Below are 19,165 nucleotides of genomic sequence, written 5' to 3'. Positions count from 1 at the left end.
GCGAATGCGCAAAACCTGCCGGAAGTCCACGCGGACGACAAGGTTTGACGTTTCCCGGGCATCAACGGCGCACAACGTACGCCGCATACCTCACGTCGGTGGGTGCAACTCCCGACGCGAACGCACCCTCGTGGCTCAATGCTCGTCCGCGTCGCGCCCTTTCGCCTTCAGCAGAATGTGCTTCGCGATACCGCGCACGATATTGACCTCCTCGCGCTCGAGTCCCGAGCGCGCGAAGAGCCGTCGCAAGCGCGACATCAGCTTCTTCGGGTTGCCGGGATCGAGAAAGTCGAGCGCGATCAACGCGTTTTCCAGATGCACATACATCCGCTCGATTTCGTCGCTGGCCGCGAGCGCGCCCGCACTGCCCGTCACGGGATCGGCGCCCTCGCCTTCGACCAGATACGCCATCCGCAGCTCGTACGACAGCACCTGAATAGCCTGCGCCAGATTCAGCGAGCTATAGGCGGGATTGGCAGGAATATGCGCGAGCGCGCTGCAGCGCTCCACATCTTCGTTCGACAACCCCGTGCGCTCGTTGCCGAACACGAGAGCGATATCGCCGTGGACAGCATGCTCGCGCGCCTGCGCCGCTGCCGCGCGCGGTGCGAGTTGCGGCGGTCCGTACTCGCGGGCGCGCGCCGTCAACGCCAGCGACCAGCTCGCACCCGACAGCGCGTCGGCGAGCGAAGGCACGACATGCGCGGACGCGAGCACATCATCCGCGCCGCTGGCCATCGCGATCGCCTCGGGGTCGTTTTTCACGTCCGCGACGCGCGGCGAGACGAGCACGAGCCGCGAGAAGCCCATGGTCTTGAGCGCGCGCGCCGCCGCGCCCACGTTACCGGGATGACTGGGCTCGACGAGCACGAAACGCGTCGACGTGAAGCCGCCGCCGACACCGCCGGCGTTGTCGGATGCGGGACTGGAAGAGGTCAAGGAAGGCGTCTGAACCACGATAAGCATTGAAGAGCAAGGAAACAGCAATGGTAGCGCCGCCCGCCCGCTCTTTCCATCTGCCGATCGGCCAATGTCTGCCAGGTCGGCTGGCAAAGCCCCTTTCGCATCTATCCCGTTCGGCTATCCGACGCCCGGGAAGCCAGGAAACGACCAGACTCAGGTAAAATCCCGATATTCGCGCGGTCCAACTTGCCTCACGGGGCCTTCCGCACCGCGCACCGCTCTTCTTCAATTCGTCTCCGTCGACGGAATGTGCTGCCAGGTTGCGACCCCGTTGCGCCAGCTGCCCGTTTCGCCTGATTAACAGCTTTTTCAGCTCAACACCGGGCAGCCGCCGTGCGCGTCCGGCACAAGGATCCAGGCTCATGCATCCCATGCTCAATATCGCTGTCAAGGCCGCTCGCCGCGCCGGGCAGATCATCAACCGCGCGTCGCTCGATCTCGACCTCGTGCAGGTCAGCAAGAAGCAGCACAACGATTTCGTGACGGAGGTCGACAAGGCGTCGGAAGCGGCCATCATCGAAACGCTGACCACCGCTTATCCCGATCACGCCATCCTCGCCGAAGAGTCCGGCGAATCGGGCAACGAGTCCGAATACCAGTGGATCATCGATCCCCTCGACGGCACGACGAACTTCATTCACGGCTTCCAGTACTACTGCGTGTCGATCGCGCTCGCGCACAAGGGCATCGTGACGCAGGCGGTCGTCTATGACCCGACGCGCAACGACCTGTTCACGGCATCGCGTGGCCGCGGCGCCTACCTGAACGACCGCCGCATCCGCGTCGGCCGCCGCGACCGGCTCGCCGACAGCCTGATCGGCACGGGCTTCCCGTTCCGCGAAAAGGACACGCTCGAGGCCTACACGCAACTCTTCGCCGACATGACCAAGTCGTGCGCGGGCCTGCGCCGTCCTGGCGCGGCAGCACTCGATCTGGCAAACGTCGCAGCAGGCCGCCTCGACGGCTTCTTCGAGCAAGGCATCAGCGCATGGGACATGGCGGCAGGCAGCCTGCTCATCACGGAAGCGGGCGGCCTCGTCGGTAACTACACAGGCGACTCGGACTTCCTGCATCAGCATGAGATCGTTGCTGGCAACCCGAAGGTTTATGCACAGATGATTCCGATTCTGTCGCGCTACACGCGTACCAAAGAACAGGCAGCGTAAGACGCTACCTCTTCGAAAAGCGGCTCCGGCCGCTTTTTTCTTTGGTGCCGCCGCGCGGCGTGCGTCAAAGGCAAAAATACGGGCGCTGTGTTCCAATCGGGACCATGAAGAAAGGTTTCTACACGATCATCGCGGCACAGTTCGTGTCGTCGCTCGCCGATAACGCGCTGCTGATCGCGGCCATCGCGCTGCTCACCGAAATCCATTCGGCCGCGTGGATCACGCCGCTGCTGCAGATCTTCTTCACGATTTCGTACGTGCTGCTCGCGCCCTTCGTCGGTGCGTTCGCCGACGCGCTGCAAAAGCGCCACGTGATGTTCATCTCGAACGCGCTGAAAGCAGGCGGCTGCCTGATGATGATCGGCGGCGTGCATCCGATGATCGCCTATGGCGTGGTCGGCTTCGGCGCGGCCGCGTATTCGCCCGCGAAGTATGGCATTCTCACCGAGCTGCTGCCCGCCGAACGGCTGGTCGCGGCGAACGCGTGGCTTGAATCGGCGACTGTGCTGTCGACCATCGTCGGCACGATGCTGGGCGGCGCACTGATCAGCAATTACGCATCGCATCTGGTTCAGCATATGCAGTGGCCGCTGATCCATTCCGCCGCCGATCTCGCGATGCTCGCCGTCATGATCACCTACGCGATCGCCGCGGCCCTCAACGTCGGCATTCCCGATACAGGCGCGCGCTATCCGAACCGGCTGGTCGAGCCCGGCGCGCTGGTCGGCGAATTCGTGCGCTGCTTCAACGTGTTGTGGGCCGACCGGCTCGCGCAGATTGCGTTGTGGGTGACGACACTGATGTGGGGCGGCGCCGTCACGCTGCAATTGCTCGTGCTCAAATGGGCCGACGCGAATCTCGGGCTGTCGCTGTCGAAGGCGGCCGTCATGCAGGGCGTGGCGGGCCTCGGCATTGCCATCGGCGCATCGGCTGCGGCAGCGTGGATTCCGCTGCGCGCGTCGCTGAAAGTGCTGCCCGTCGGCCTGATTACGGGCGGCGTCGCAGTCGCGATGGCCTTCTACAGCAAGAACCTGTTTCCGCCCGGCGCGGGCCTGCGCGTCGGCGAGCTGTTCGCGCCCGCTTATCTGATCTTCTCCTATCCGTTGATGGTGTTGCTCGGTGGACTGTCGGGGTTTTTCATCGTGCCGATGAACGCGATTCTTCAGCATCGCGGCGCGACGCTCCTCACGGCTGGCCATTCGATCGCCGTGCAGAACTTCAACCAGAATCTCGCCGTGCTGCTGATGCTGGGCGCCTACGCGATTCTGCTGACGGCGAAAATGCCCGTGCAGTGGATCATCGCCGTGTTCGGCCTGTTCATCACCGGGATGATGTGGCTTGCGCAGCGACGCAGCGCCGCCAACGCTCACAAGGTCGACATGCACGCGCTGATCGAAGAATGAGCGTTCGCGCAGCTTACTCAAGTGCGTAACGCGACGGCAACCTGGCCATCCGGCCAGGTTCACTCTTCGCGTCGGCGGGTTAAACTCACGCCCTGAACAGTTACGCAAGAAAGACACGAGGATGGGCACTCAAACGGCAGCCGCAAGCGACAACACGCAACACACTCCCATGATGCAGCAGTATCTGCGCATCAAAGGGGAGCATCCGGGCACGCTCGTGTTCTACCGGATGGGCGACTTCTATGAACTGTTCTTCGACGACGCAGAAAAAGCCGCGCGTCTGCTCGATCTGACGCTCACACGGCGCGGCGCGTCGGGCGGCAATCCGATCAAGATGGCGGGCGTGCCGCATCACGCCGTCGAACAATATCTCGCGAAGCTCGTGAAGCTCGGTGAGTCGGTCGCGATCTGCGAACAGATCGGCGATCCCGCGACGTCGAAGGGCCCTGTCGAGCGCAAGGTCGTGCGCGTGGTGACGCCGGGCACACTGACGGACGCCGCCCTGCTCTCCGACAAGAGCGACACCTACCTGCTCGCCGTGTGCGCCGGCCACAACCGGCGCGGCTTGGTGACGACGGTCGGCCTCGCGTGGCTCAATCTGGCGAGCGGCGCGCTACGTCTTGCCGAAGTCGCGCCCGATCAGGTCGCGGCCGCACTGGAACGTATCCGTCCCGCTGAAATCCTCGTTGCCGACGCGCCGTCGTCGGGCGACTCCAATGCGTGGTCGGTGCCCACGGGCTTCGGCGCGACCACGCGTGTGCCCGTCTGGCATTTCGATATCGCCTCGGGCACGCAACGGCTGTGCGATCAACTGGAAGTGGCGGGCCTCGACGGCTTCGGCGCGCATTCGCTGTCGTGCGCGTGCGGCGCGGCAGGCGCGCTACTCCTGTACGCGGCAGCCACGCAAGGTCAGCAGTTGCGCCACGTGCGAAGCCTGAAAGTCGAGTACGAATCGGAGTACATCGGGCTCGATCCGTCCACGCGCCGCAATCTCGAACTCACAGAAACGCTGCGCGGCACCGACTCGCCGACGCTCTGCTCGCTGCTCGATACCTGCTGCACGACGATGGGCAGCCGTCTGCTGCGTCACTGGCTGCATCATCCGCCGCGCGATGCCGCGTTTGCCCAGGCACGCCAGCAGGCCATCGGCGCATTGCTCGACGCGCCGCCTGAAGCCAGCCTCGATGCACTGCGCGGCGCGCTGCGGCAGATCTCGGATATCGAGCGGATCACGGGGCGGCTGGCGTTGCTGTCGGCGCGTCCACGCGATCTGTCCAGCCTGCGCGACACGTTCGTCGCGTTGCCTGAACTGCGCGCGCAACTCACTGCGCTGACAGCGGCTGCGGACTCGCTCGCGCGCATCGATGCATCGCTCGAACCACCCGCCGACTGCGTCGACCTGTTGAAACGCGCGGTCGCGCAGGAGCCGGCCGCAATGATCCGCGACGGCGGCGTGATCGCACGCGGCTACGATGCAGACCTCGATGAATTGCGAGATATTTCGGAGAACTGTGGACAGTTCCTGATCGATCTCGAAACGCGTGAGCGTGCACGAACGGGCATCGGCAATCTGCGTGTCGAGTACAACAAGGTGCACGGCTTCTATATTGAAGTGACGCGAGGCCAGACCGACAAGGTGCCCGACGACTATCGCCGTCGTCAGACGCTGAAGAACGCCGAGCGCTACATCACGCCTGAGCTGAAAACTTTCGAGGACAAGGCGCTGTCCGCGCAGGAACGCGCACTCGCCCGCGAGAAAGCGTTGTACGACGCGCTGCTGCAATCGCTGCTGCCGTTCATCGCCGATTGTCAGCGTGTCGCGTCGGCGCTCGCCGAACTCGATCTGCTTGCAGCGTTCGCCGAACGGGCCCGCGCGCTCGACTGGGTCGCACCGAGCTTCTCGCCGACGGGCGGCATCGATATCGAACAGGGCCGGCACCCCGTGGTCGAAGCGCAGGTCGAGCAGTTCATCGCCAACGACTGCGCACTGAACCCCGAGCGCAAGCTGCTGCTGATCACCGGTCCGAACATGGGCGGTAAGTCGACCTTCATGCGGCAGACCGCGCTGATTGCGTTGATGGCGTATGTCGGCAGCTATGTTCCCGCGCGGCGTGCGTCGTTCGGCCCGATCGATCGCATTTTCACGCGTATCGGCGCCGCCGACGATCTGGCGGGCGGCCGCTCGACCTTCATGGTCGAAATGACGGAAGCAGCCGCGATCCTGAACGACGCGACGCCGCAGAGTCTCGTGCTGATGGACGAAATCGGCCGCGGCACGTCGACCTTCGACGGTCTCGCGCTCGCGTGGGCGATCGCGCGGCACCTGCTCGCGCACAACGGCTGTCATACGCTCTTCGCGACGCACTACTTCGAGTTGACGCAACTGCCGGCCGAGTTTCCGCACGCGGCCAACGTGCACCTGTCGGCCGTCGAGCATGGGCACGGCATCGTCTTTCTGCATGCCGTCAACGAAGGTCCCGCCAACCAGAGCTACGGTCTGCAGGTCGCGCAACTCGCAGGCGTGCCGAACGCGGTGATTCGCGCTGCGCGCAAGCACCTCGCTTATCTTGAGCAGCAGTCGGCCGCACAGCCTGCGCCACAACTCGATCTTTTTGCAGCGCCCGTCGCGATGCTCGAAGACGCCGACGACGAACCCGCTGCACCGGCGCTCGATCCCGCTACTCTGGCGCTCGTCGAACGCTTGCGCGAGATCGACCCGAACGATCTGCGTCCGCGCGACGCGCTCGATCTGCTGTTCGAACTGCATGAACTGGCCAAGTCGCCAGATGCATCACGCTGACACGCACGTTGGCCGCGCGCTGACACGCCGTCGCCTGAACGGCGCAGCGCGCGCCATGGCTCTGACGATCGCGCTGTCGCTGGCAGCGCATGCCTCGGTGTCGTTTGCGAAGGAAGCCGCGCCGAACTACGCGTTCGCAGTCATCGGAAGCACGCTGCAAAGCTCCGCCGACGAAGCGCTCACGCAGCGGCTGCTCGAAGCAATCGGACGTGACCCGGATGTGTCGTTCGTCGTGTACGACGGTAATCTGAAGAGCGGCAAGGAGGCGTGTCGCGATTCGCTGTTCGAGACGCGCCATACGCTGCTCGACACGTCGAAGCCCGCGCTCGTCTTCATTCCTGGACAGCATGACTGGACGGATTGCGGCACGGCTGAAGCAGGCGGCTACGATCCTGTCGAACGGCTCGATCAGTTGCGGCAGACGTTGTTCGCGGACGCGTCGTCGATGGGACAGAATCCGATTCCGCTTGCACGCGAAAGCGAAGTGTCGCGGTTCAGGCCATATCGCGAGAATGTGCGCTGGATGGTCGGCGAAACGGTGTTCGTCGGTCTGAACGTGCCGGGCCCGAACAATCATTTTCTGTACGCGGGCGGGCGCAACGGCGAGTTCGAAGATCGTGTGATCGCGAATGCCTTCTGGCTCGACCACGCCGCCGAGTATGCGAAGCGTCGTGGCGCGCGCGCAATCGTCGTGCTGGTTCAGGGCGACTTCGATCCCGAGCGCTACGAGCGCCCCGAACGATTTGCGTGGCTGCGCTTCGGGCATCGTTCGAAGCGTGACGGTTTCATGGAGTTCAAGCGAAGTCTCGTGAAACTGGCCGAGACGTTTCGCGGACCCGTCGTCGTCATTCATCAGGACGACGATCGATCGCATACGGGCTTCATGATCGACCAGCCTCTGCGCAACGACAAAGGCGATCTGGTGACGAATCTGACGCGCATCGCATTCGCGCCGCGCAGTCCTCAGAATCAGTGGGTACAAGTCGAAGTCGATCTCGCGAAACGGCCGCCGTTTCGCGTGACTGTACGGGATGTTCCGAAGAGCCTGCCGCTGCCTGCCGCGCCCGCTTTACCGAACACGGCGCCGCCAGTGCCGCCTTCGATGCCGCCCGTGCCGGACTCCTCACCCGCTTCGGAATTGCCGCCGATTCTGCCGGAACCTGCGTCTTCAGGCACAGGCGCCAGCGGCCTGAACTAGCGCACAAAGCACCAGATGCGAGAACGGGCGCTTACGCGCCCGCTTCGTGTACTGCTTCGTCTTCCTGTCGCTTACCAGACCAACGCTGCCCGTTCAGTGCAGCGTCGGGCGTGACGGTTCCGCGTCATCGCCGCCATCTTCATCATCGTCTTCATCGACGATTTCGAGGCCGCTGGCGCCATGCGCGTGCTCGTGCTGGATTTCATCGTCGGTCGCTTCGCGCACGTCCTTCACCGTCAGCTTGAAGCGCAGCGCCATGCCGGCAAGCGGATGATTGCCGTCGAGCACGACCTTGTCTTCCGCGACGTCGGTCACCGTGTAGATCAGCGAATCGAGATCTTCATCGCCCTCTTCCGGCGTGCCTTCGAATTGCATGCCGACTTCGAGCGGCTCAGGAAAACGGCTGCGCGGCTCGATCTTCACGAGCTCGGGATCGTACTCGCCAAACGCGTCCACCGGCTCCAGCTGGATCTGGGTTTCGAAGCCGGGCTCATGGCCGTCGAGCTCTTCCTCGATCTTGGGGAACGTGCCATCATAGCCGCCGTGCAGATAAACCATCGGCTCGTCGCTTTCCTCGATCAGATTGCCTTGCGCATCCGACAACTTGTAAGAGACCGACACGACGGTGTTCTTTGCGATTTTCATTCGATTCTCCAGATTACAACTCACATTATACGATGCCCGTGCGGCCCCCTGACTACCCCGCTGGCAAAGCTTCAGCGCGTCCTGCTCCGAGTCACGTTCCCATGTCTTCCGCACCCTCGCCCGATCAGCCCGCCACGCTGTTAGGCAATCTGACGCCGTCGCAATTCATGCAGCGCTACTGGCAAAAAAAACCACTGCTCATTCGTCAGGCCATCCCCGATATCGACGCGCCGCTTTCGCGCGACGAACTGTTCGAACTGGCCGATCAGGACGAAGTCGAGTCACGCCTGATCACGCACTTCCGCAACAAATGGCAACTCGAGCATGGTCCGTTTGCTGCAGACGAATTGCCTTCCGCGAAACAACGTGCGTGGACCTTGCTCGTGCAAGGCGTCGATCTGCATAACGACCGCGCGCGCGCACTACTTGACCGCTTTCGCTTCGTGCCCGACGCGCGACTCGACGATCTGATGATCTCGTATGCAACCGATGGCGGCGGTGTCGGTCCTCACTTCGACTCTTACGACGTCTTCCTGTTGCAGGTGCATGGCAAGCGTCGCTGGCGCATCGGCGCGCAACGCGATCTGACGTTGCAGCCCGGTTTGCCGTTGAAAGTTCTACAACACTTCGAACCCGAAGAGGAATGGATTCTCGAGCCGGGCGACATGCTGTACCTGCCGCCGCACATCGCACACGACGGCGTCGCGGAAGGCGAATGCATGACGTGCTCGATCGGTTTCCGTGCGCCATCGACTGGCGAACTGGCCGCGCAGTTCCTCTATTACCTTGCCGAACGCGGCGAAGCGGATGGCTCGCGCGATCGCGCTGCGCTCTATCGCGATCCGCAGCAGCCGGCCGTCGCGAAGCCCGCGGAACTGCCCGCTGCGCTTGTGGAAAAGGTGGGCGCGATCCTTGCTAAGATCGACTGGAGCGAGAAGGACGTGTCGGCGTTTCTCGGCACGTATCTGAGCGAACCGAAGCCGAGCGTAGTGTTCGATCCGCCTGAACGTCCGCTCGATGAAGCGCGTTTTATCAAGCGCGCAAGCAAGGAAGGTGTGCGGCTCGATCGTAAAACTGTGTTGCTTTACGACAATCGTTTTTTCTACCTGAATGGAGAAGAAAGCAAGCTGTCCGGCGTGAAAAGTTGGGTGATTGAACTCGCTGACAACCGCTATCTGAGTGCGAAACGCTTTGTAACACTCTCAGAGCAATCGTCGGTGACAGCACTGCTACACGAGTGGTATCGTGCGGGCTGGATACAGATGGGTGAACTGAGATAAGATTCGCTCCGCTGTCATACCGTATAGCGAAAAATTGTCTGAGAAAGACAACGTATTGGCCCCGGATTTGTCGACGGTCGATATGAAAGTGCATATAATTTCCGCCCAAGCCGTAGGGAAGATTCACGCTCATGAAGTGCGGTCTCCACCAGCGGCCCAGGTCGGTGTTGGAGCACATTACCGGTTTTATTTTGCGCTGTTGCTTACCTTTAACCATAAAAGGACGTGATCATGAAGAAATCCCTCCTCGTAGCATCCCTGTTGGCAGCTGTGGCACTGGCTGCATGCAACAAGAGCAGCGACCAGGCAGCTGCCCCGGCTAGCGACGCTGCTGCCGCTTCGGCACCGGCTGCTGCTGCTTCGGATTCGGCTGCTGCTGCTTCGGGCGCTGCTGCTGCTGCGAGCGACGCTGCTGCTTCGGCTTCGACGGCTGCTTCGGACGCAGGCGCTGCTGCTTCGGACGCTGCTGCTTCGGCAGCTGCTCCGGCTTCGGGCGCAAGCCAGTAAGCTGTAGCACAGGGTTCGCCTCAGGGCGAAAACTGCAACGGGAAGTCCGAGGGCTTCCCGGGCAAAAAAAAACGCCACGGATTTCAGTCCGTGGCGTTTTGCTTTATGCGCCTGATTTTATGCCGAATAGGGATATCGATTATTCGGCTTGCATTCATTCGAATGCGTTTCGGTTTTCACTGTCGTCAATGCGCGACACAGCCGCAAATCAATTCCGGATGCATCGCCCGTTGCAGCGGCAATCTATTGCAACGGGCACTCCGCTTTAAGCCTGCGCGTTCTCTTCGAAGAACTCACGCACGACATCGAGTTCGCGCGTTCGCTTGAACGGCGGCAGGCTCTGCCATATACGGCGCCCATACGGTTTGTCGACGAGCCGCGTGTCGCAGATCATCAGCACGCCGCGATCGGTCTCAGAGCGGATCAGACGCCCTGCGCCCTGCTTGAGCGTAATCACCGCCTGCGGCAACTGATGGACGGCAAACGGACTCAAGCCTTTCTTCGTCAGCGCATCGAGTCGCGCGGACAGCACGGGGTCGTCGGGCGGCGCGAACGGCAGCTTGTCGATCACGACAAGCGACAGTGCATCGCCACGCACATCCACACCTTCCCAGAAACTCTGGCTGCCCACGAGAATCGCGTTGCCATACGAGCGGAAACGATCGAGCAATTCCGTGCGGCTTGCATCGCCCTGCACGAGCAGCGGCATGTTCCAGCCACGCGACTCGATCACGTCGCGCAACTTCGACGCAATGCGATCGACAGCGCGCAGCGTCGTGCACAACATGAATACGCCGCCACCCGATGCTTCGATCGCAGGCAGCGCGGCATCGAACACGGCATCAGTGAACATCGGCGACGAAGGCTGCGGCAGATTGCGCGGCACATAGAGCAGGCCTTGTGTGCCGTAATCGAACGGACTGGGCAGCGTCATCGAGCGGCGCGAGTTGAGACCCATCTGCGCCGCGTAGTGCGTGAAGTCGCCGCGCACGGAAAGCGTCGCCGACGTGAAGACCCATGCACGCGGCACGCCCGCGCGTTGCTTCGCGAAAATAGGCGCGACGGACAACGGCGTTTCGTGCAGCTGCACGGTATGCGAGAACACTTCGATCCAGCGAACCTTCTCGTTCGGATCGCTCTTCTCCGCTGCCGCGCCGGCATCGGAAGCGGCTTCGCGTTCCGTCTCGGTGGGCGGCGTCGTCCAGCCCGACAGCACTTCCTGCAACTCGCGCGCGCGGCGCAGCAGCGCGCCCAGCGACTCCGCGCGCTCCGACTGTCCAGCGAGCGCGTCAGCCAGCGCATCGAGTTCGGTTTCGACGGCTTCGAGCGCCGGGAAGAGCGGATGATCGTCGGGCAACTGGCCGATCGACAGACGCACGGAATCTTCCTTGAACGCGAGCCGCACATCGCGCGCCGAGCGTTCGAGCGCTGCACCGAGCTTCACCCAGTCGACGGCATCGCGCGCATGGCCAAGACCTTCCGCCACCGAATCGCGCGCGAGTTCGAGGAACTGGGTGGTCGACAGCGTTTCGCCGAAGAACAGCGTCGCGGTTTCGGGCAGTTGATGCGCTTCGTCGAAGATGACCGTGTTCGCTGTCGGCAGCAGTTCGGCCATGCCCGTATCGCGCAACATGATGTCGGCGAAGAACAGGTGATGATTCACGACGACGATGTCGGCCTGCTGCGCCTCGCGGCGCGCCTGCATCACGAAACAGTCCTTGTAGTGCGGACATTCCTGACCGAGGCAGTTGTCGCGCGTCGACGTGACCATCGACCACACGGCGGCCGTCTCCGGCACGCTTGCGAGCTCGGCCTTGTCGCCCGTGCGCGTGATCTTCGCGAAGCGGATGATGTCCTGCAGATACGACGTTTCCTGGCGCGACGGCAAACGCCCGTTGTCCGCCGTGCGTTGCAGATAGTAGTGACACAGATAGTTCGCGCGCCCCTTCAGCATCGCGACGGACACAGGCACGGCGAGCGCGTCGCGCACGGTCGGAATGTCGCGCTGGAAGAGCTGATCCTGCAGGTGCTTCGTGCCCGTGGAGACGATCACCTTGCCGCCCCACAGCATCGCGGGCACGAGGTACGCATAGGTCTTGCCCGTGCCCGTACCGGCTTCGACGATCAGCGTGTTTTCGCCGCCTTCGAGATTGCTTTCGGCAGCCGGGCTTGCATCTGACTGAGCGTCCGCTGCCGATGACGATTGTTGCAGGCGCCGTGCGGGACGCTTCTGCGCTTCGAACATCGCGGGCTCGGGCATCGCGCGGCCCGATGCTTCCATTGCGGCGGCAACCGCTCGCGCCATCTCGATCTGCGAAGCACGCGGCCGGTAGCCGTCGATCTGACGCGCCAGCAGCCCATCGGCGGCGAAGATGTCGGCGAGTTCCGACGATCGCTTGTGAGTCAGCGACGCGGCCAGTGCGCCGCCGCCCGTCGCGCCTTTCGTGGCACGCTCGTCGGCAACCGACGCGACAGCGCCCGATGCGTCATCGGACGCCGGCCGGGAAGAAGATTGAAGCGGTGAGTTCAAGGCAAGCGATTCCTGCAAAGTCCGGCGCGCCACACACTGAACGGGGCCGGCGCCTGCCTGGCCGCGCTGTCAGCTGCGTGCTTCCGGTTCAAGCTGCAATTGCAGCAAGATGATGGTGTCCTTGACCTTGAGTTTGCGCTTTTTCAGGCGCTGTATCTCGAGGTCGTCGATGCCGGGTTCCTCGGACATTCTGTCGATCAACCGGTCGAGGTCGCTGTGCTCCGACTCGAGTTGCAGAATGCGGTCGCGCAGTGTGTCCGCGTTGATGACGCGATGATGGTCGCGCATGCTCGCCTCCTCTTTCGAAATGGCGAAGGCCGCGCTGCGCGGTCGCTCCGCTCGAGGTTGCTGTCCGGCCTGAAACGCGTTACGTCTGTTGCTGACTGATGCGGTTTATTGCTGCTGCTTACTGCTGCTGTTGTTGCTGCTTCTGTTGCTGTTCGAGCTGCTGTTGCTGCTTCGCCTGCTCTTCCTGCTTCTGTTTGGCCTTCTCGGCCGCCTGCTTCTGACGCTCGGTGACATCCGCCTTGTGCTGCGTCGCTTCCGTCTGCTTCTGCTCGTAGCGCTGCTGCTTCTCGACGCGCTCCTGAGCCTTCTGTGCAGCCTGACGATGTGCCTCGTCGAGCTTGCGCTGGAAGTCGGCCTGCTTCGCGTCGTACGCCTTCTGGTTCGCGGCGGCCTGCGACGGCGAGATGCCGCGCTGCGCCTGATCGATGGCGTGCTGTTGCTGCTTCTGCTGATACGCCTGCTCGTTCGCCGCGCGCTGCGGCGCTTCCGAATCACGCTGCGCCTGGTTCAACTGATGCTGACGCTGCTTGTCCTCGTACGCCTGCGCATTACGCGTGTCCTGCGCTTCGCGCGCGGGCGCTTCCGCCTCGTTCTGCGCGCGCTTGACGGCCGCCTGCTCGTCACGTTGACGCGCGTGCTCGACGCGCTTTTCGTCGTCGAGGGCAAGCTGCTCCTTGCGGATGTCGGCTGCCACGACGCGCATGTCGTCACGCGCCGAATTCAGACAATGATTGACGAAAAACTTGCTATAACAGTTGTGCTGGGCGACGGCGTAACGATAGTTGTTGTCGGCCGTGCGGGCATCGAGCGCCTTCTGGCGCACGTCGAAATCGTTCGCGGCAGGCGCATCCGCTGCCGGCACGCCAGAAGCCAGCAAACCCGAAGCCGCCACCGCCGACGATGCGCCCATCGCGCTCTCCTGCGCATCCGCCATCACCGGTGCAAAGGCCGCGCTGGCGACAAACGCGAGCGAAGCGGCAAGCGCGACACGTCGGATGGACGCGGCAAACCCGAAGGCGACGAAAGCAACGGGCGCCCTGGAAACGGGCGATGCAAGCGTGGATCGAAGCGAGGATCCGGGCGAAATGCGGGAGGTCGGCAACGTCGTAGATGGGCAACGGAACATGCCTGAAATTCTATCACCCCGCGGTTGAGCGCTCGTTCATTTATGGCAAAATGCCCCGCTTCAACGAGCTTTCATGCGCTTGCGCGCCTTTTTCAGCAACCCGGCCGCCACGCCTCTCGCGCCGCGCGGCCACAGTCGAATCCGGCAGGAACATCAAGACCCTATGACGGACACCGTAGCACTCAAAATCGTACAGCGCATCGCCACCGAACTCACCGTCCAGCCGCGCCAGGTCGCGGCCGCGGTGCAATTACTCGATGAAGGATCGACTGTCCCGTTTATCGCCCGGTACCGGAAGGAAGTCACCGGCAATCTCGACGACACGCAACTGCGTACGCTCGAAGAACGCCTGCTTTATCTGCGCGAACTCGAAGACCGGCGCGCCGCGATCATCGCGAGCATCGACGAACAGGGCAAGCTCACCGACGAACTGCGCACCGCGATCGAAGGCGCCGACAGCAAGCAGGTGCTCGAAGACCTCTATCTGCCGTACAAGCCGAAGCGCCGCACGCGCGCGCAGATCGCCCGCGAAGCCGGCCTGCAGCCGCTCGCCGATGCGCTCCTCGCGAATCCGCTGCTCGATCCGCAGACGGAAGCCGCGCAATACGTCGATGCCGAGAAAGGCGTCGCGGACATCAAGGCCGCGCTCGACGGCGCGCGCGACATTCTCTCGGAGCAGTTCGGCGAAACGGCCGAAGTGCTCGGCAAGCTGCGCGACTATCTGTTCAACCAGGGCGTCTTGACGTCGACGGTGGTCGAAGGCAAGGAACGCGAAGAAGGCGAGAAATTCCGCGACTACTACGACTACTCGGAAACGATCCGCACGGTGCCGTCGCATCGCGCGCTCGCGCTCTTCCGCGGCCGTAATGCTGGCGTGCTGATGATCAAGCTCGGCCTCGGCGAAGAACTCGACGCGCAGGTGCCGCATCCCGGCGAAGCGATGATCGCGCGCCACTTCGGCATCGCGAACCAGGGCCGCCCCGCCGACAAATGGCTCTCCGACGTGTGCCGCTGGTGCTGGCGCGTGAAGGTGCAGCCGCACATCGAAAACGAGCTGCTCACGAATCTGCGCGAAGAAGCCGAAAGCGAAGCGATCCGCGTGTTCGCACGTAACCTGAAGGATCTGCTGCTCGCCGCGCCGGCTGGTCCGAAGGCCGTGATCGGTCTCGATCCGGGCCTGCGTACGGGTGTGAAGGTCGCCGTCGTCGATCGCACGGGCAAGCTGCTTGCCACCGACACGATCTACCCGCACGAGCCGCGCCGCGACTGGGACGGCTCGCTCGCGAAGCTCGCGCGCATTGCCGCGCAGACGCAGGCGGAACTGGTGAGCATCGGTAATGGCACGGCATCGCGCGAAACGGACAAGCTCGCGAGCGAACTGATCGCGAAGCATCCGGAACTGAAGCTGCAGAAGATCGTCGTGTCGGAAGCCGGTGCATCGGTGTATTCGGCGTCGGAACTCGCTGCGAAGGAGTTCCCGGAACTGGATGTGTCGCTGCGCGGCGCGGTGTCGATTGCGCGTCGTCTGCAGGATCCGCTCGCCGAACTGGTGAAGATCGAGCCGAAGGCGATCGGCGTCGGCCAGTATCAGCACGACGTGAACCAGCGCGAACTGGCGCGTTCGCTCGATGCCGTCGTCGAAGACTGCGTGAACGCCGTCGGCGTGGATGCGAACACGGCGTCCGTCGCGCTGCTTGCGCGCGTGTCCGGTTTGAACGCGACGCTCGCGCGCAACATCGTCGATTATCGCGATGCAAACGGTCCGTTCTCGACGCGCGAGCATCTGCGCAAGGTGCCGCGTCTCGGCGACAAGACCTTCGAACAGGCTGCGGGCTTCTTGCGGATCAACGGCGGCGAGAATCCGCTCGATCGTTCGTCGGTGCACCCGGAAGCGTATCCCGTCGTCGAGCGGATGCTCGCGAAGATCGCGAAGAACGTCGGCGAAGTGCTGGGTAATCGCGATGCGTTGTCGCGGCTCTCGCCTGCCGAGTTCGTCGACGATCGTTTCGGTCTGCCGACCGTGCGCGACATTCTCTCCGAACTCGAGAAGCCGGGCCGCGATCCGCGTCCTGAGTTCAAGACGGTGACGTTCCGCGAAGGCGTCGAGAAGATTTCCGATCTTTCGCCTGGGATGGTGCTCGAAGGCGTCGTGACGAATGTGGCCGCGTTCGGCGCGTTCATCGATATCGGCGTCCATCAGGATGGGCTCGTGCACGTGTCGGCGATGTCGACCAAGTTCATCAAGGATCCGCACGAAGTCGTGAAGGCCGGGCAGATCGTCAAGGTTAAGGTGCTTGAGGTTGACGTCAAGCGTCAACGGATCGCGTTGACCATGCGGATGGATGATGAGTTTGCTGCGGCAGCGCCTGCACGGACGCAGGAGCGGTCTGGTGGTGGGCGTTCTTCGGGTGGTGGTGCTGCTCGCGCGCAGCAGCAGCGCTCGCGGGGCCCGGAGCCTGTTAATGCTATGGCGGCTGCGTTTGCTAAATTGAAGCGTTAAGTTTTTTTGCTGCGCAGGCGTTGAGTGGTGGTAGCGATTCTTGCGCTGGCATCCGCGAATTCGTATCCGTGCTTCTTGCGTCGCCCCTGTGCGGGGCGGCACCTACTTTTCTTTGCAGCGGCAAAGAAAAGTAGGCAAAAGAAAGCCGCTTCAAACCTCCGGTGCCTGCCCGGATACCGCTACGGCGCAGATTCTTTGAGCGATCGCTCAGCAACGCAACACTCCGTAGAAAGCCCGCAGTCAACCACGCGCGGCGCGAAAGATGACATCCACTTGGGGCACATTCGGTCGGCTTGTTCTTGTGTGTTTGCCGTGGGTTTGATTGCGGCGGTATGTGCTCCAGACTATGTGTGGGGTTTCGCGGCGTGCGCGGTTGACTGCGAGCTTTCCACAGGGTGCGGACGTTGCTGCGCGACAGCTCAGAGAACCTGTGCCGAAGCGGTATCCTGGCAGCCACCGGAGGTACAAAAGCGGCTTTCTTTTGCCTACTTTTCTTTGCCGCTGCAAAGAAAAGTAGGTGCCGCCCCGCACAGGGGCAACGCGTGAACTACCGATACGAAATCGCGGACGCCAGCGACAAAAACCAAAAGCAAAGAATGGCGACTAACGTCGCAGACAAAAACCCCACTAAATCTCGATCTTAGTCCCCAACTCCACCACCCGATTCGCCGGAATACTAAAGAAATCCGTCGGCTTAGCCGCATTCTGATGCATCCACGCGAACACACGTTCGCGCCACACGGACATGCCTGGCAACTGCGTCGGCACGACAGTCTCTCGTGCAAGAAAGAACGACGTATCCATCAACTCGAACGACATGTCATGCGACACGCTGATCTGCTCGAGCACGGCCTTCACATCAGGTGTCTCGTTGAACCCATAAGCCGCCTTCACGAGAAACAGACCACCGCTGACATCCTTCACCGTCAGCCGATCCTTGTCATCGACATAAGGAATATCCCGCGTGATGAACGTCAAAAAGATCGTCCGCTCATGCAGCACCTTGTTGTGCTTGAGGTTATGCAAGAGGCTCACTGGAACCAGCGTCGCGCTGCCCGTGAGATAGATCGCCGTGCCCGACACGCGATGAGGCGGATGCGCGAGCAGCCCCTGCACGAACGGCATCAGCGGAATACCGTCGGCCGCGGTGCGCTCCTTCACGATCATGCGCCCCTTGAACCACGTCATCAGCAGGAAGAACAGCAGCGCGCCGATACAGAGCGGCAGCCAGCCGCCCTCCGCCACCTTCAGCAGATTCGCGCCGAAGAAACCCAGATCAACGATCAACAGCGCACCGATGATCATCGCCACCACGCCCTTGTTCCAGTTCCACACCTTCACCATCACGACGCTGGCGAGAATCGTCGTAATCACCATCGTCGCCGTCACGGCAATACCGTAGGCCGCAGCCAGATTGTCCGAACTCTTGAACGCGACGACGATGCACAGAATGATGAACAGCAGCATCCAGTTGACGACGGGCACGTAGATCTGCCCGATCGCCAGTTCCGACGTGTGCAGGATCTTCATACGCGGCACATACCCGAGCTGAATGGCCTGACTCGTCAGCGAGTACGCACCCGAAATCACCGCCTGCGATGCGATGACGGTAGCGACCGTCGACAGCACCACGAGCGGCAGCAGCGCCCAGTCGGGAGCGAGCAGGAAGAACGGATTTTCGATCGCCTTCGGATCGTGCATCAGGAGCGCGCCCTGGCCGAAGTAGTTCAGCACCAGCGACGGCATCACCAGCGTGTACCACGCGCAGCGAATGGGCGCCGCGCCGAAGTGACCCATGTCGGCGTAAAGCGCTTCCGCGCCCGTCAGCACCAGCACCACCGAACCCAGCACCACGTAAGCCTGCAACACATGCGCCGACATGAACGACGCCGCGTAGTACGGATTGAGCGCCTTGATGACTTCCGGCGACTGCACGATGTGCGACAGGCCGAGCACCGCGAGCGTCAGGAACCACAGCACCATGATCGGGCCGAACAGCCGGCCGACCATCGCCGTCCCGTGGCGCTGGATCCAGAACAGCAGCACGAGGATCACCATCGTGAGCGGCAGCACCAGATGCGAGAGCTTGGGTGCGGCAATCTCCAGACCTTCGACGGCCGACATCACCGAAATGGCCGGTGTGATCACCGCATCACCGTAAAACATGCAGGCGCCGAAGATGCCGAGCATCATCAGGAGGCCGGCCGCCTTGCTCTTCGTGTCGAACGAACGCAGCGACAGCGCCATCAACGCGAGCACGCCGCCCTCGCCGTTATTGTCGGCGCGCATCACGAACATCACGTACTTGATGCTGACGACCACGATGATGGCCCAGAACAGCAGCGAGATGACGCCGAGAATGGAGCTCTCGGTGAGAGGGATACCGTGGGAGGGGCTGAAGGCTTCTTTCAGCGAGTACAGCGGGCTTGTGCCGATATCCCCGAAAACCACGCCGATCGCAGCAACTGCAAGCGATGGCAACGGCTGCTTGGGGACGTGTGGGTTATCTGTCATAAACGCGAAAAGAATCCGTTCCTGAGCGGCAAAAACGAACGCTATTCTAAAGAATAGTGGCGTCAAAGCCCACCATCCGACCCGTTGTGCGCACGCCACGCGATCGCGTAACGGCAGTCCAGTGTAGCATCGCACCCTTGTTCCGGCCTGCGTTTGCGCGTGTCAAGGGTGGCATTGTCAAATTTTTCTCGTCGCGTTGCGTGGTCATGCGCCGCCTCATCTTCATGATGAAACGGACATAAAAA

The 19,165-nt window shown here is 62.5% G+C and carries 13 protein-coding genes; 7 read left to right on the top strand and 6 right to left on the bottom strand.

From position 1 onward, the window contains the following. Positions 1-135: 135 nt before the first annotated feature. Positions 136-966, bottom strand: a complete 831-nt coding sequence (locus QEN71_RS06100; protein ID WP_201650159.1) for an RNA methyltransferase — start codon at positions 964-966, stop codon at positions 136-138. Between the two features lie 359 nt (positions 967-1,325). Between QEN71_RS06100 and QEN71_RS06095 the strand changes: the two genes are divergently transcribed. From QEN71_RS06095 to QEN71_RS06080, 4 genes are all read left to right on the top strand, one after another. Next, on the top strand, positions 1,326-2,129 hold the full coding sequence (locus QEN71_RS06095) for an inositol monophosphatase family protein (protein WP_201650158.1): 804 nt from the start codon (positions 1,326-1,328) through the stop codon (positions 2,127-2,129). Positions 2,130-2,233: 104 nt separating this feature from the next. Beyond that, positions 2,234-3,532, top strand: coding sequence for a lysophospholipid transporter LplT (gene lplT / locus QEN71_RS06090; protein WP_201650157.1), 1,299 nt, complete (start codon positions 2,234-2,236; stop codon positions 3,530-3,532). Between the two features lie 121 nt (positions 3,533-3,653). Beyond that, on the top strand, positions 3,654-6,332 hold the full coding sequence (gene mutS / locus QEN71_RS06085) for a DNA mismatch repair protein MutS (protein WP_201650156.1): 2,679 nt from the start codon (positions 3,654-3,656) through the stop codon (positions 6,330-6,332). Beyond that, complete coding sequence (locus QEN71_RS06080) at positions 6,319-7,530, top strand: hypothetical protein (RefSeq protein ID WP_201650155.1); 1,212 nt, start codon at positions 6,319-6,321, stop codon at positions 7,528-7,530. Before mutS ends, QEN71_RS06080 begins: the two co-directional genes overlap by 14 nt. Before the next feature lie 93 nt (positions 7,531-7,623). On the opposite strand, the gene QEN71_RS06075 is transcribed toward QEN71_RS06080, so the two are convergent. Beyond that, entirely contained in the window at positions 7,624-8,175 is a 552-nt protein-coding gene (locus tag QEN71_RS06075; protein WP_201650154.1) for an FKBP-type peptidyl-prolyl cis-trans isomerase, read from the bottom strand. A gap of 32 nt (positions 8,176-8,207) precedes the next feature. On the opposite strand from QEN71_RS06075, the gene QEN71_RS06070 reads away from it, so the two are divergent. Both QEN71_RS06070 and QEN71_RS44760 read left to right on the top strand, forming a co-directional pair. Further along, positions 8,208-9,455 carry a cupin domain-containing protein gene (locus QEN71_RS06070; protein ID WP_201650153.1) on the top strand — a complete coding sequence of 416 codons (1,248 nt, stop codon included), beginning with the start codon at positions 8,208-8,210 and terminating at the stop codon, positions 9,453-9,455. 231 nt (positions 9,456-9,686) lie between these two features. After that, a complete protein-coding gene (locus QEN71_RS44760) occupies positions 9,687-9,962 on the top strand; it encodes a hypothetical protein (protein WP_082427479.1) in 276 nt (91 codons plus the stop codon). Positions 9,963-10,227: 265 nt separating this feature from the next. Here QEN71_RS44760 and QEN71_RS06060 read toward each other — a convergent pair whose 3' ends face one another. The 3 genes from QEN71_RS06060 to QEN71_RS06050 all read right to left on the bottom strand — a co-directional run bounded on the left by QEN71_RS06060 (position 10,228) and on the right by QEN71_RS06050 (position 13,906). Next, positions 10,228-12,492 carry an ATP-dependent DNA helicase gene (locus QEN71_RS06060; RefSeq protein ID WP_201650151.1) on the bottom strand — a complete coding sequence of 755 codons (2,265 nt, stop codon included), beginning with the start codon at positions 12,490-12,492 and terminating at the stop codon, positions 10,228-10,230. 69 nt (positions 12,493-12,561) lie between these two features. Beyond that, positions 12,562-12,780, bottom strand: coding sequence for a DUF465 domain-containing protein (locus tag QEN71_RS06055; protein ID WP_201650150.1), 219 nt, complete (start codon positions 12,778-12,780; stop codon positions 12,562-12,564). Positions 12,781-12,898: 118 nt separating this feature from the next. Further along, entirely contained in the window at positions 12,899-13,906 is a 1,008-nt protein-coding gene (locus QEN71_RS06050) for a colicin transporter (protein ID WP_377790968.1), read from the bottom strand. Between the two features lie 163 nt (positions 13,907-14,069). Between QEN71_RS06050 and QEN71_RS06045 the strand changes: the two genes are divergently transcribed. Further along, positions 14,070-16,406 (top strand): Tex family protein, encoded by a 2,337-nt coding sequence (locus QEN71_RS06045; RefSeq protein WP_201650149.1) that lies wholly within the window; start codon positions 14,070-14,072, stop codon positions 16,404-16,406. 627 nt (positions 16,407-17,033) lie between these two features. Here QEN71_RS06045 and QEN71_RS06040 read toward each other — a convergent pair. Further along, on the bottom strand, positions 17,034-18,920 hold the full coding sequence (locus tag QEN71_RS06040) for a potassium transporter Kup (RefSeq protein WP_201650148.1): 1,887 nt from the start codon (positions 18,918-18,920) through the stop codon (positions 17,034-17,036). Between the last annotated feature and the right edge of the window lie 245 nt (positions 18,921-19,165).

This window comes from Paraburkholderia sabiae, assembly GCF_030412785.1.
Taxonomy (GTDB): Bacteria; Pseudomonadota; Gammaproteobacteria; order Burkholderiales; family Burkholderiaceae; genus Paraburkholderia; species Paraburkholderia sabiae.
The sequence above is the reverse complement of the archived record's forward strand: the minus strand, read 5'-3'. Positions and strand labels throughout refer to the sequence as shown.